Source organism: Cellvibrio fontiphilus (assembly GCF_042646205.1).
In the GTDB taxonomy this organism is placed as follows: Bacteria; Pseudomonadota; Gammaproteobacteria; order Pseudomonadales; family Cellvibrionaceae; genus Cellvibrio; species Cellvibrio fontiphilus_A.
Genome location: NZ_JBHRTF010000004.1, coordinates 214,080 through 228,048, shown reverse-complemented (window position 1 = coordinate 228,048; position 13,969 = coordinate 214,080). Strand labels below are relative to the sequence as shown.

At 51.7% G+C, this 13,969-nt stretch carries 13 protein-coding genes; 10 read left to right on the top strand and 3 right to left on the bottom strand.

All coding sequences use genetic code 11. The features are described from left to right. Positions 1-29 precede the first annotated feature (29 nt). From ACFODX_RS09645 to pelA, 6 genes are all read left to right on the top strand, one after another. Positions 30-1,430: a sigma-54-dependent transcriptional regulator gene (locus ACFODX_RS09645; protein ID WP_378118502.1), complete on the top strand. Its 1,401-nt coding sequence runs from the start codon at positions 30-32 to the stop codon at positions 1,428-1,430. Between the two features lie 853 nt (positions 1,431-2,283). Then, positions 2,284-3,663, top strand: coding sequence for a polynucleotide adenylyltransferase PcnB (gene pcnB / locus ACFODX_RS09640; protein WP_378118500.1), 1,380 nt, complete (start codon positions 2,284-2,286; stop codon positions 3,661-3,663). A 3-nt stretch (positions 3,664-3,666) separates the two neighbouring features. Beyond that, positions 3,667-4,152 carry a 2-amino-4-hydroxy-6-hydroxymethyldihydropteridine diphosphokinase gene (folK, locus tag ACFODX_RS09635; protein WP_378118498.1) on the top strand — a complete coding sequence of 162 codons (486 nt, stop codon included), beginning with the start codon at positions 3,667-3,669 and terminating at the stop codon, positions 4,150-4,152. Positions 4,153-4,227: 75 nt separating this feature from the next. After that, positions 4,228-4,911 carry a deoxynucleoside kinase gene (locus tag ACFODX_RS09630; RefSeq protein WP_378118496.1) on the top strand — a complete coding sequence of 228 codons (684 nt, stop codon included), beginning with the start codon at positions 4,228-4,230 and terminating at the stop codon, positions 4,909-4,911. A gap of 40 nt (positions 4,912-4,951) precedes the next feature. After that, a complete protein-coding gene (gene panB / locus ACFODX_RS09625) occupies positions 4,952-5,791 on the top strand; it encodes a 3-methyl-2-oxobutanoate hydroxymethyltransferase (RefSeq protein WP_378118494.1) in 840 nt (279 codons plus the stop codon). Positions 5,792-5,885: 94 nt separating this feature from the next. Beyond that, a complete protein-coding gene (gene pelA, locus ACFODX_RS09620) occupies positions 5,886-7,094 on the top strand; it encodes a pectate lyase (protein WP_378118492.1) in 1,209 nt (402 codons plus the stop codon). 89 nt (positions 7,095-7,183) lie between these two features. Here the strand turns inward: pelA and ACFODX_RS09615 are convergent, their stop codons facing one another. Both ACFODX_RS09615 and ACFODX_RS09610 read right to left on the bottom strand, forming a co-directional pair. Then, positions 7,184-7,651 (bottom strand): nuclear transport factor 2 family protein, encoded by a 468-nt coding sequence (locus tag ACFODX_RS09615; RefSeq protein WP_378118490.1) that lies wholly within the window; start codon positions 7,649-7,651, stop codon positions 7,184-7,186. 321 nt (positions 7,652-7,972) lie between these two features. Continuing rightward, positions 7,973-8,314 (bottom strand): hypothetical protein, encoded by a 342-nt coding sequence (locus ACFODX_RS09610; RefSeq protein WP_378118488.1) that lies wholly within the window; start codon positions 8,312-8,314, stop codon positions 7,973-7,975. Between the two features lie 101 nt (positions 8,315-8,415). Between ACFODX_RS09610 and ACFODX_RS09605 the strand changes: the two genes are divergently transcribed. Further along, the gene (locus ACFODX_RS09605; RefSeq protein ID WP_378118486.1) at positions 8,416-9,030 is read left to right on the top strand and encodes a LysE family translocator; all 615 of its coding nucleotides are present in this window, start codon (positions 8,416-8,418) and stop codon (positions 9,028-9,030) included. 147 nt (positions 9,031-9,177) lie between these two features. Beyond that, the gene (locus ACFODX_RS09600) at positions 9,178-9,813 is read left to right on the top strand and encodes an RBBP9/YdeN family alpha/beta hydrolase (RefSeq protein ID WP_378118484.1); all 636 of its coding nucleotides are present in this window, start codon (positions 9,178-9,180) and stop codon (positions 9,811-9,813) included. Between the two features lie 78 nt (positions 9,814-9,891). Here ACFODX_RS09600 and gdhA read toward each other — a convergent pair whose 3' ends face one another. Then, positions 9,892-11,238, bottom strand: a complete 1,347-nt coding sequence (gdhA, locus tag ACFODX_RS09595; protein WP_378118482.1) for an NADP-specific glutamate dehydrogenase — start codon at positions 11,236-11,238, stop codon at positions 9,892-9,894. 262 nt (positions 11,239-11,500) lie between these two features. Between gdhA and ACFODX_RS09590 the strand changes: the two genes are divergently transcribed. Together ACFODX_RS09590 and ACFODX_RS09585 are read left to right on the top strand one after the other, a co-directional pair. Next, positions 11,501-12,409, top strand: coding sequence for a hypothetical protein (locus tag ACFODX_RS09590; RefSeq protein ID WP_378118480.1), 909 nt, complete (start codon positions 11,501-11,503; stop codon positions 12,407-12,409). Beyond that, complete coding sequence (locus tag ACFODX_RS09585; RefSeq protein WP_378118478.1) at positions 12,409-13,965, top strand: sensor histidine kinase; 1,557 nt, start codon at positions 12,409-12,411, stop codon at positions 13,963-13,965. Before ACFODX_RS09590 ends, ACFODX_RS09585 begins: the two co-directional genes overlap by 1 nt. Positions 13,966-13,969 lie beyond the last annotated feature (4 nt).

Below are 13,969 nucleotides of genomic sequence, written 5' to 3'. Positions count from 1 at the left end.
GTAACACTAGACGCAAGACCCGGATAGCTATGAGTAAGATTCTGATTGTTGAAGACGAAACCATCATCCGTACCGCACTGCGCAAATTGCTTGAGCGCAACCAGTACGAGGTTAGCGAAGCACCCTCTGTCAAGGAGGCCACCTCCAAGTTCCAACTAAAGGATTTTGATCTGATCGTCAGCGACCTGCGCCTGCCGGGTGCGCCGGGAACCGATCTGATCAAACTCGCTGGCGACACGCCAGTGCTGATCATGACCAGCTATGCCAGCTTGCGTTCAGCGGTTGATTCCATGCGCATGGGCGCCGTTGACTACATTGCCAAGCCCTTTGACCACGATGAAATGGTCAATGCGGTAAAGCGGGTCATAGGCAAGGCCAAGGCAGCCAATAAAATTGCCGCCAACAACCAAACCGCCAGCACCACCATCGCCGGCATGATTGGCTCCAGCGATGTAATGCAAGATTTGTATAACCGTATCCACAAAATAGCGCCAACTAACGCCACGGTTTTGATTCACGGTGAAACCGGCACGGGCAAAGAGCTAGTCGCACGCGCACTGCACGAAGAGAGTAATCGCAATAACCATCTGATGATCTCGGTCAACTGCGCCGCCATTCCCGACACACTGATCGAATCTGAACTCTTCGGCTATGAAAAAGGCGCTTTTACCGGCGCCTCCAACAATCGCGAAGGCTTGGTTGCCGCTGCCGACGGTGGCACCCTGTTTTTGGATGAAATCGGCGAGCTGCCTTTGGAAGCCCAAGCCCGCTTGCTGCGGGTCTTGCAAGAGGGTGAAGTGCGTCCACTAGGCTCTGTGGAATCGCGCAAGGTTGATGTGCGCCTTGTCGCCGCAACCCACCGCGACCTGCGCAAACTGGCGCGCGAAGGCAAGTTCCGCGAAGACCTTTATTTCCGCATTAATGTGATGCAGCTGGAATTGCCGCCACTGCGCGAGCGCGGTCGCGACATCATCAGCATTGCTGAATCACTGCTGCAGCGCTATTGCACACAGTTTGGGAAACCTCAGCTCAGACTATCTTCGGCGGCAATGGATGCAATCATGAGCTACAACTGGCCGGGTAACGTGCGCGAATTGGAAAATGCAATGCAGCGCGCGGTGATTCTCTGCGAAGACAGCACCGAAATCGGCGACCACCTGCTCTCTATTGATATGGATTCACCGGATTTGAATGACAATACCGGCAGCTCGGTATTTGAACCCGCTCGACTGGCAAGCCGTGCCAGTAGTAATTCAACCGAGGATCTCTCGCTGGAGGACTATTTCCAGCGTTTCGTACTGGAACATCAAGACACCATGAGCGAAACCGAGCTGGCGCGCAAGCTGGGAGTAAGCCGTAAGTGCCTGTGGGAGCGCCGCCAGCGCTTGGGTATTCCCCGCACCAAAGCCGGAGCCAGTAGCGGCAAGTAGCAGCCCCACCCAGCCACAAAAATCCCCGCCAGCCTCCAGGCTCGCGGGGATTTTTGTTTGGGTGACAAAATTGATAACTTTTGATGCCAAAAAACAGCTTTTGCCGCCACGCTGTTACCCCATGTCACGCAAGTGTTACCGTAAAAAATCTGTTACTTCCCCGCCTCCCGGTAACAATCACAGGCTAAATATGTAACCGTCCGAAATAACTAAAAGGTATATGAAGCCAACCAAAAAACATAACCTATTGTTTTTATTAACATTTTTAAATATGGCACAACAACTGCTTTTAGAGCGCCATAACAAAAACAAACAATAAGAATTAAATGTGAAACTCTAATAACAACAACAAATAATAAAAAACGGAAAAAACAAAATAACAACAACAAACAATAAGAAAATGAGATTAATAAATAACAACAAGAAATAATAAGAAACGTAGAAACTGAAACATAACAACAACAAATAATAACAACAGAAATATTAATAAAAATAAGTAAAACAATAACGTAGACGTAGATTGGCCACGCTAGAAAACAAGAGCAATAAGACACTAAAATAAAGCGGATACAAATCAGGCACTGGATGGGATAGCACGCGAGATTGGATATGGGCACGGAAGCACCCCATTAAATGCCATTTGCAGCACCTCGGTGCCCCCTCCAACGGGAAAGCGAAAGCTTTCCCGTTTTGCTTTTACGACACTATTAAAATTTACTGCCTTGAGATTTTCGGGTCTTGAGATCACCCAAGCTATCATTCAAGCAACCACAGCCGGGCCAAGGTCGTAAAGAACCCCGAGCTTCTGCTAAACTCGCCACTCTTGTGCAACTGACGCCCCCAGCGAGACACCATGCTCAAACGCTTGCTAAACCTCTTCACTTCCGGTTCCAAGGATTCTACAAAAACGCCCCCTGCGCGCAATCGCGATGGCGCCGCTATTATTCCTCGCGATCAACATACGATTTCCCGCAAGAACATTAGTTCAGCCGCGATTAAAATCATCAAACAATTGGAAGATGCGGGTTTTGCAGCTTATTTGGTAGGCGGCGGGGTTCGCGATCTTTTGTTGGGCGGCCACCCTAAAGACTTTGACGTGGCCACCAATGCCACGCCGGATGAAGTAAAACGCCTGTTTCGCAGCGCGCGTATTGTTGGCCGTCGCTTCCAGATAGTCCATGTGCGCATGGGGCGCGAAGTCATTGAGGTAACGACCTTCCGCGGTCACCATGACGACAGCTCCCAGCACGCAGCACGCAGCGAAGACGGCATGCTGTTGCGCGACAATGTATACGGCACGCTTGAAACCGATGCCATGCGCCGCGACTTTACCGTTAACGCGCTCTATTACACCCTGAAAGACTTCTCGGTCATCGACTATTGCAATGGCATGGAAGACCTGCAAAACCGTACTTTACGCATGATTGGCGACCCGGCCACGCGCTACAAGGAAGACCCGGTGCGCATGCTGCGCGCGCTGCGCTTTGCCGCCAAGCTGGGCTTTACGCTGGAACCCAATACCGCCAAACCCATCCGTGAGCTGGCAGGATTATTACTCAACGTATCTGACGCCCGCCTGTTTGAAGAAGTGCTCAAACTCTTCCTCAATGGCTCAGCGACCGCCACCTTTGGCTTGATGCGCGACTATGACCTGCTGACTCACCTATTGCCCGCCACCGATAAAGCCTTAAAAGCCGGTGATGAAATTGGTGGCAACCTGATCGAACAATGCATGATCAATACCGATAAGCGCATTCGCAGCGGCAAAACGGTAACGCCTGCATTTATTTATGCGGCACTACTCTGGCCAGCCCTGCAACAGCAATTCAAACAGTTGGCAGGCCAGATGACGCCCGCCCAAGCCTGGGCGCAGGCTGCACAGAATGTGATTAACCTCCAGCTGACCCGCACCGCTATTCCCAAGCGTTTCTTGATTCCTATGCGCGAAATTTGGGACTTACAACAGCGCCTGCCAAGCCGTTTGGGTATGCGCGCCCTGCGCACGCTTGATCACCCGCGCTTCCGCGCTGCTTATGACTTCCTGTTGATGCGCGAAGCCGCTGGCGAAGCCCTGGATGGCCTGGGTGTGTGGTGGACCAACTACCAGACCGCCAATGACGAGGAGCGCGAGGAGATGGTTAAAAACCTGGCCAAACAAAGCTCCAAAAGCGCAGCCAAACCGCGCCGCCGTCGCTCGCGCAAACCAGCTGCAGCTCCCGGCGGGAACGAATAACCCATGGCGCTGGCCTATATTGGTCTGGGCAGTAATCTGGAAGATCCACTGGCGCAGGTAAACCGCGCGTTTGTCGAGCTATCGCAGCTGCCGCTCACCCAGTTGTTGCAGCGCTCGGCAATCTATACCAGCACGCCTGTTGGCCCCCAACAACCCGACTTCACCAACGCCGTCGCCCTGTTGGACACCCACTTGGCACCGCTGGAATTACTGGACGCACTGCAGGCGATAGAACAAGCCCACCAGCGGGTGCGCATCCAGCATTGGGGGCCGCGCACGCTCGATTTGGATCTCCTGCTCTACGGCGATGCGATCATTAATAATGAGCGACTGACGGTTCCTCACCCCTATCTCACCCAGCGCAGTTTTGTCCTCTACCCGCTGGCGGACATAACACCGGATTTACATCTGCCAGATGGCAGCGTTTTGCGCGACTGGCTGGCCCAATGCCCGCCTGATGGCTTAAATAGAATATCCCCCGCGCGCTAACGCCCTGATAGTGGCTAACCAAGAGCCTGCTGGCCTACATCGGCCAACTCAGAATTGAAGTTGCAAGGAGTTAATGTGGACGCTGTATTCGAAGAACTTGGATTGGATTTAACCCATGCCCAACTGCCGCGTTATATCGCCGTAGAAGGTTGCATTGGCGTGGGCAAAACCACCCTCGCGCGCAATATTGCACAGTTATTTAATTACGACATGCTCTTGGAGCAGCCGGAAGAGAATCCATTTCTGGAGCGCTTTTATCGCGATCCAAAATCCACCGCGCTGCCCACCCAACTGTTTTTTTTATTCCAGCGCGCCAACCAATTACAAGCACTGCGGCAGGACGATATTTTTGAACCGGTCAGGGTGGCAGATTTCCTGATCGAAAAAGACCAATTATTTGCCCGCACCACACTGGATGACGACGAACTGAATATTTATCGCCAGGTGTACGACAAACTGGTGATCAACGCCCCGCGTCCGGATTTGGTAATTTATTTGCAGGCACCGCTCGATGTGTTACTTGAGCGTATTCGCCAGCGCGGTATTAGCGCGGAACAGCACATTAGCGCTGATTATTTAAAAGCACTCAACGATGCCTACACCGAATTTTTTCACTTTTACGATGGTGCGCCCTTACTGATCGTTAATGCCAAGGATTTAAACCTGGCGCAAAATCGCGATCACTTTAAACAGCTGGTGCAATATATCCTGACCATTAAAAGTGGTCGCCACTATTACAACCCGGTGCCTGCGCTTTAAGCTAATCGCATCACTTTCGTTTTCTGCAGCGAGAATCGCCATGCCCTATTCCACCATTAACCGCACATCTACCGCCAATACCGCGCTCACTAAAAACGTGACCATCAATACGCTCAATAAATTAAAAGCCAATGGCGAAAAGTTTGTTGTTATTTCCCTTTACGATGCGCACATGGCTGCCATGGCCGAGCGCTGCGGTGTTGAAGTGGTTTTGATTGGCGATTCACTGGGCATGACGGTTTTGGGGTACGACAGCACTATTCCGGTCACCATGGAGCAGATGATTTATCACGTGGAGGCGGTGGCGCGCGGCAATAAAAAATCGCTCATCATCGGCGACCTGCCGTTTATGACCTACGCCACCCCCGAGGACGCCATGCGCAACTGCATGCGCATCATGCAGGCCGGGGCACAGATGGTGAAACTGGAAGGCGGCGCCTGGCTTGCCGAAACTGTTCGTATGCTCGCCGAACGCGGTGTACCTGTGTGTGCGCACTTGGGTTTAACACCGCAATCGGTGAATAAATTTGGCGGTTTCCGGGTGCAGGGGCGCGATGAAAACGGCGCAGACAAAATCCTCAGCGACGCCAAATTGCTCGCCGAGGCTGGTGCTGATTTGCTGGTGCTGGAATGCGTACCCGCAGCCCTCGCCGCCCGCATCACCCGCGAGATTCCGATTCCGGTGATTGGCATAGGTGCCGGGCGCGATACTGACGCGCAGGTGCTGGTGATCAACGACATCCTCGGCCTTACCGAGCAACCACCCAAGTTCTCCAAGAATTTTTTATTGGAAGCCAACGACATCCCCGGTGCCATGCAAAAATACGTGGCGGATGTAAAGTCAGGTTTATTCCCTGGCGATGACAATATCTTTAACTAGATTATTGTCTGCAATAACACTCATTACCCCGGCATAAAAATTCGGTCATCTGGCAGACAATTCCTATTCACACTGCCCCAACCAGGTATGAGTTATGTTCAAACAATCCGCTTTAGCCCTTGCGCTCATGGCCTGCGCTGCCCTGACGCACACCAATGCCGCCGCTAGCGCCAAGCCGTCAAATGAATCCGGCGCCGTTGCCCAGCAACAAACGAATGACTGGGCGGCTTATCTGGCCAGCTCACAACAATTACAGCAGCAGGATCAGGCAGTATTGGAGGCCGAGTTAAAAGTCCTGGGGCAGAAATCGCCATCCCGTCCGGCCCCCACCAAAGAATTTGGTTTTGATACCGAGCAACCGCTGGAGTGGTTCAACACCGCGGAAGGCAAACGCATCATGGATATCATCCTGTCCTTCCAGACCCCCTCTGGCGGCTGGTCCAAACGCACTGATATGGCCGCCCACCCACGCCTGCGCGGGCAAGCCTTTGGGGTAGAGGACGACTACATTCCCACATTCGATAACGGCGCCACCAGCACCCAGGTCACCCTGCTGGCGCGCGCATTCAAAGCCACTGGCGGCAACCGCTACCGCACCGCCTTTGAGCGCGGTTTGCAATTAATCCTCAGCGCCCAGTACCCCAACGGCGGCTGGCCCCAAAGCTTCCCACTGGTGGGTGGATACCACGATCACATCACTTATAACGATGCGCTGATGCACGATTTGATGGTGGTGTTACATAGTGTCGCCAAGGGCAAAAACGAATTCGATTTTGTCACCCCGGCCCAACGCCAGGCGGCACAGGCAAGTCTTGAGCGCGCGCTGGAATGCGTCCTTAAATCCCAGGTGATGAACAACGGCGTGCTCACGGTATGGGGCGCCCAGCACGATGCCAAAACCCTGCAGCCAGCCAAGGCCCGCGCCTATGAAATGGCCGCGCTCACCAGTTCGGAAAGTGTCTGGATGCTGGATTTTTTAATGACCCTGGACAACCCAAGCCCGGCGATTATCAACGCCGTGCACTCAGCTGCCGCCTGGTATGAAACCACCAAAATCACCGGCAAAACCTGGGTGCGTGGCGCGGCCACACTCACCGACAAACAAGACGCGCCGCCCATGTGGGCACGCTTTTATGAACTGGGCACCAACAAGCCCATTTTTGGTGATCGCGATGACTCCATTCACTACGAGGTAGGAAAGGTCTCTAAAGAGCGGCGCGAAGGTTACGCCTGGTATACCAACTCACCCAACGCCGTATTAAAACGCTATGCGAAATGGGCAAAAAAATATCCGCGCGCCTGATTAACCCGGTGTGCAATAAACTAAAAAGCAAAAGGCGCCTATAGCGCCTTTTGCTTTTTACCGCGGGCAGAAATTTGATTCAGGATGAATCACTCAACCTGACTTTCAGGTGACGAGACTTTCATGGTCTGCACTGCCAGCAATTTGCATTGACTGCCCTGTGCCACATAGGTGCGTATAAATTGATAGCGCAGGGTGCGATAGGTTTTACCATCCGCATTCCATTTTTCCACACTGCTGACACCCTGTAATACCGCGGTATTACCCAGGCGATGAGTCGTTATATCGTGAGATTTGCGCGCTTTGGGTTGCTCACTTTCCTGTTGCAGGCGAGCAATCAATCCAGCCTTGGTTTCTTTCATGCTCGCCAGGTTATGTACCCAGGAAAACTCGGGGGCGAGCAAGGCTTGTAAAAATTCGACGTCGCCGGTTTGCAGCGCGGTTTCATAACGCCCATCCAGTGCGATTAATGCCTCGGATTCCAAACAACTTTGCGCAGCGAGCTGACCACTCCACCCCAGAGCAAACAACCCGATGATCAAATGGTTTCTTTTCATGGTCATGCCTCGGGCTCAAAAAAACAAAAAAAAGCCGACACCACAGGATGCCGGCCAAGACCATACTAGATTACAAAGAAAGGGATTCCAAACCGGGCCACTAAAAAACCCGCCCAAAAGCACCACTGGCTCCTACATCGATGGGGCAATCACTCATGCCTTTTACCCCACAGGAACTTTCGCTTCCGGTATTTCAAGTATCGCTCGCTTTTTGCGCGATGCCAGTTTTTGTCTGACAACTTTTAAATTATTTTGCGATAACCAAAAACCACTCATACGAAATGGCTATAACCTCCGCAACACCATCAAGCCGGGCGGCAATTACAGCAAGCCGCTGGGTCGCCCCATTAATACCAGCGTTTGGTTGATCAGATTTTCCAGCCGCACGGCTGTAGTAGAGCGCAAGGCAAAATCATCCACCAATTTGCGCAAGCGGCTGAGCTTGGGGCGCGCTGCACGGAATTCTTCAGTCACTGATTCATATTCCAGATGATGATCCTGCACACTTAATTTATTCAGCTCCGATAACTCCGCATGCAACGCGCTGATTAAATCGTAAAAAAAATCTTTGCGATCCAAACTGTTTGCTTCCCAATAGGCTTGATCCAAGCCTTTTAATAACTCCTCAAGGGTCTGGATTGCATGTGCGATGCTGCTGGACATAAATCACCTGTTAAACGTCTATAGTGTGGTTTGAGTATAGAAGACTTTAGTGACGCCGCACCTCGCTCTGCTAGACTGCGCGCCTCGCCCAAGGAACCACTATGCCGCTCGAACAACTTTGGTTATTTATCAGCATCACCCTGGTAGTCTCTGCCAGCCCCGGCCCGGTAATGCTTGCCTGTATGATCGATGCGGGGCGCTACGGTTTTCAACAATCGCTTTACACCATGGCGGGAGCCACGCTTGGCAACCTGGTGTTGATGCTTCTCTCGGCGCTGGGTTTGGGCCTATTGGTTGAACAGGCCGAATGGATTTTTCACAGCATTAAATGGATAGGTGCAGCCTATTTAGTTTATTTGGGCCTGCAATTGATGCGCGCATCTCCCATCACTACAACTGCGATAAGCGCACCGGCTCACCATCAACAAATTTTTAGCCGCGCATTTATTATCGCGGTTACCAACCCCAAAGGATTAATTTATTTTGGTGCGCTGTTTCCACAATTTATTAATGTACAGCACAGCCTTGCACCGCAGTTTTTGCTACTCACGGTGATTTTTGTCGCTATGGATTTAGTCTGGATGAGTGTATACGCACTGGGTGGGCGCAGTATTATGTATTGGCTAAAAACCCCGGCAAACCAGCGTTGGTTTAATTGGATTTCAGGAGGCTTATTAGTAGCAGCCGGTATTGCACTCGCATTTAGCAAGTTATAACTGCACCATCAGCCAGCCATAGAATCCGCTAGCAATGGAATAAGCAAAGACAAAAGAATTCTTTCTCAAAAAAATGTACGGCCATTAAGCTGCCTCCCAACGGGTGATAAACATTCACCAGAGCAAAATAACCGGAGGAGCAAACGGGTGGCACTCATCGCGCATCAATCACTACGACCAAATAAACCTTTGCGGCTCCCGCATCTGCTGGAAGCATTTTCGGTAATTATTGTGCCGGGCTTGCGCAACAGCGATGAACATCATTGGCAAAGCGTGTGGCAAGCACAGGTGCCACACAGCAAACGCATCCAGTTGGATGACTGGGCAACGCCGGATCTGGATAAATGGAAAGCCGCCATTCGCACTGAATTAAACAACAGCGATAAACCCGCCATAGTCATCGCACACAGTTTCGGCACACTGGCCAGTGCCAGTATCGCTGCCGAAAACCCGGCACAAATTGCCGCACTCTTTTTAGTGGCGCCAGCGGACCCGGATAAATTTCAACTGGCACAACACCTGCCCCAGCAGCCACTGAATGTGCCGGGCAAAATCATCGCCAGCAGCAATGATCCCTGGCTCAGTGAAAGTAAAGCCGCTTACTGGGCACTGCTGTGGGGAACTGATTTTTTGCGTTTGAAAAATGTAGGGCACATCAACAGTGATTCACAGTTAGGCGTGTGGCAAGAGGGGGCAGATGAATTGCAGAGTTTGTTGCGCAAAGGCTTAACAACACGCGCGCAACAACATGGCGTTGCGCACAAAAAAAATCGCGCGGCGTAACCAAACACCGCGCGATTTTTAACTGGTGATAAAAAATTACCTTACACCAAACGAATCACAACGATTAAATAACAGCTATCAAATAATGCCAAAGGCGACCATCGCCTCTGCAACGCGGCGGAAGCCCGCAATGTTGGCACCCACAACATAGTTGCCGGGCTGACCGTATTCTTTAGCCGTTTCAAAACAATCGCGATGAATGTTGCACATAATTTTGTGCAGACGCTCTTCAGTGTATTCAAATGACCAGGCATCGCGGCTGGCATTTTGCTGCATTTCCAGCGCCGAGGTTGCCACACCACCGGCGTTAGCCGCTTTACCCGGCGCATAGGAAACACCCGCCGTTTGTAGCACTTTGATGCCGCCAGGAGTCACTGGCATGTTGGCACCTTCACTCAGGGCAATCAGGCCGTTGGCAACCAAGACTTTGGCAGAAGCTTCATCCAATTCGTTTTGTGTCGCACAAGGGAAGGCGAGCTGGCAAGGCACATCCCATACATTACCCTTTTCAATGTACTGGGCGTGCGGATGCGATTTCACATATTCGCTCACGCGCTGGCGCTTCACCTCTTTGATTTGTTTCATCAGTTCAAGATCGATGCCGTTGCGATCATAAATCACGCCGTTGGAATCGGAACAGGCAACCACTTTGGCGCCGAGTTGATGCAATTTTTCAATCGCATAAATCGCTACGTTACCCGAACCGGATACCACGCAGGTTTTACCTTCAATAGATTCGCCACGCGCCTTCAACATTTCTTCAGCAAAAAATACCGCGCCGTAACCCGTTGCTTCGCGGCGCACCAGTGCGCCACCCCAGCTGGGGTTTTTACCGGTTAATACACCGGATTCGTAGCGATTGGTGATGCGCTTGTATTGGCCAAACAAATAGCCAATCTCGCGGCCGCCAACGCCTATGTCACCAGCAGGTACGTCGGTGAACTCACCAATGTGACGATAGAGCTCAGTCATAAAACTCTGGCAGAAACGCATCACTTCCCCATCGGATTTGCCCTTGGGGTCAAAATCCGCACCGCCTTTGGCGCCACCAATCGGCATGCCCGACAGGGCATTTTTAAAGGTCTGCTCAAAGCCTAAAAACTTGATAGTGCCAAGCGACACCGAAGGGTGAAAACGCAGGCCGCCTTTGTAAGGGCCAAGCGCGCTGTTAAAACCGACACGAAAACCACGATTGATTTGCACCTCGCCTTTGTCATCTTGCCAGGGTACACGGAAAATAATTTGGCGCTCCGGCTCACAAATGCGCTCAATAATTTTGTGCTCGGCGTATTCAGGGTGTTTCTCCAGCACCGGGCCGAGGGTTTCAATCACCTCTTTTACTGCTTGATGGAACTCAAGCTCGCCCTGATTGCGGCGTACCACCTGCTGAAAAATATGCTCCAACCGTGTATTCACATCGCTCATCGATTTTATCCTGATCCAAACATCAAAAATGCACCAAGTTGATGCAACCAAGGTGCAATTTCTACCATACCTCGCCGATAGTCAACCCAAAAAGAACCGAAATGGTGCAAGAGACATTAAACAAAAAAGCCTTGTCGCGCTTGGCGCAACTCTGACACAGAGCACGGCTGGCACGAAAAGCGTCTATACTTTTTGGTATTCCCACTGCTCGCCTGCCTTCTTTATTTGCCGTTGGGGCACCGCGCCCTCCTGGCTATTGCACATGAGTTTTTTTATGCAACACCTGCTTATTTATTGTCTTGCAGGGAGTTTTTGGCGTTATGGAGTCGCACCGCTGGCGCTACTTATGCTGCTGGCATTGCCAGCGCATGCCGCTGAAAACGTAGTTTATTCCTGGGCTGAGTCGCGCAGCATGGATGAGCGCGGCCACTATCCGGTCGCCTTACTGAAGCTGGCGCTGGCCAAAGCGGGCGGTGACTATACCCCACTGGCGGCGCGCCACGATCTATCCCAATCGCGCACCCTGCGCCATGTAGAACTGGGGCGCGAACTGGATATTACCTGGACACTGACAACACCGGAGCGCGAGACACGTTTACTGCCGATTCGCATCCCGCTGGATCGCGGCTTGTTGGGGTGGCGTTTGCTGCTAATCAAGCCGGAGAACAGTGAGCTTTTTGCCTCACTTAGCCTTGAGCAATTAAAAGACCTGCGCTGCGGTCAGGAGCAGGACTGGCCCGACTATCCGATACTGCGCCACAATGGTTTCAAGATCACGCCCACCACTAACTACCAAGGGCTGTTTTATATGTTGCAGCGCGGGCGTATCGCCTTTTTCCCGCGCGCACTCACCGAAGTGCTGCCGGAGATAAAAACCCAGGAAAAGATTCCCCTCGTCATTGCGCCGCGCTGGGTGCTTTACTACCCCGCGCCGGTTTACTACTTTGTTAATAAACAGCGCCCCGATTTAGCCAAAGCCATAGAACGCGGTTTATTAATCGCGATGGAGGATGGCAGTATGCGCGAATTATTTTTGCAACATTTTGGCGAGAGCATCAAACACATGGCATTGGATAAACGCGACATTATCCGTTTGGAAAATCCGCTGCTATCGGCGGAGACTCCTCTGGACAATCCCTCTCTCTGGTTTGACGTCAGCCGGGGTTTTTGATGCATCAAACCGCGCCGCCATCCACTGCCACCACAACCAGTATCAGTGCCCATCGCCCTCATCGTCTCGGCCTTCGCATTGTCGCCACCGTACTGCTTTGCACGCTTTTATTTGCCGTCGTGGTATCCAGCATTCAAATTTACAACGCCTATCAAAACGCGCTGGATGAAACGCGGTTGCGTGCACAAGATATAGAGCGCAATTATTTGCCGCTGCTGGCGGCCGCTATGTGGTCCGTGGATGAACCGCGCATTACTGCGCTGGTAAAAGGCATAGCTGAACTGCCAGACGTAGGCGAGGTACTGCTGGAGGACGATGTAGGCAACCGCTGGGCAAAACGCCATAGCGATTTTGATACGCCGCTGGAAACCCTGCGCCTGGCGATTAGCTATGAAGATAACGGCGAAACTTTTTTGCTCGGCCAGTTGCAAGTCTCCTTAATGAATAACCGCATCATTAGCGAATTGCGCAGGACAGCGCAGAGCATTGCGATCACCACCCTCAGCAGCCTGTTGCTCAGTGCGTTATTTGTATTGTTTATTATCCACTTGTGGGTCAGTCGCCATCTGGAAAAAATGGCCGCTTACGCACAGCAATTGGATCTGAATAATCTTGAAGCGCCACTTAAACTAACCCGTGTAGCCCCTCATCAACCCGACGAGCTGGAAACACTGGTGGAAGCGATTAATCAAATGCGTTTGCGCATCCGCGACGATCTTGAAAACCGCAATCGCTTGATGGCAGAACTGCAATTACACCGCAACAAGTTAGAAGAATTAGTGGCCGAGCGCACCCAGGCATTGGAAGAAAAAACCATTGCACTGGAGGACAAAACCAAAGTATTGGAACAACAATCCGCAGAATTACTGGAACAAAATTACGAACTGGATGCTTACGCCCATACTGTCGCGCACGATTTAAAACAACCGCTCACCAACATGGCAGCCAGTGCCGCGATGCTTAGCGCGGTGAGTATTGGTATCAATTTATCCGATGAAAAGAAGCGTCAACTCTTGCTTGGGTTACAGCGCTCTGCGCAGAAAATGCAGTCCATTATTGATGCATTATTACTGCTGGCAAGCCTGCGCAAAACCGATCAGATCAATCTGCAGCCGCTGGATATCCAGGCTATCGCGATTGAAGCCTGCAATCGACTGGAGCCACTGATTGAAAAAAATCGCGGGCAAATCAGTATCGCCCATGATTGGCCAAAAGCCTTGGGTCAAGCGCAATGGGTGGAAGAAATTTGGGTAAATTATTTATCCAACGCACTCAAATACGGCGGCACTGCACCGCAGGTGCAACTGGGTGCAACACGCTTGAACAATGGCATGGTGAAATGCTGGGTAAAAGACTTTGGCCCCGGCCTCAGTGATTTGGAACAGCAACAACTCTTTGACTTGTTTGTGCAATTTGAACACAAATCCGCCGACGGCCACGGCCTTGGCCTCTCCATCGTTAAACGTATTGCCCGCGCCTTGAATGGCGACGTGGGTTACGAAAAAACCGGGGACGGCGGCAGCCTGTTTTGGTTTAGCTTGCAGGGTGTTGAATAACCGA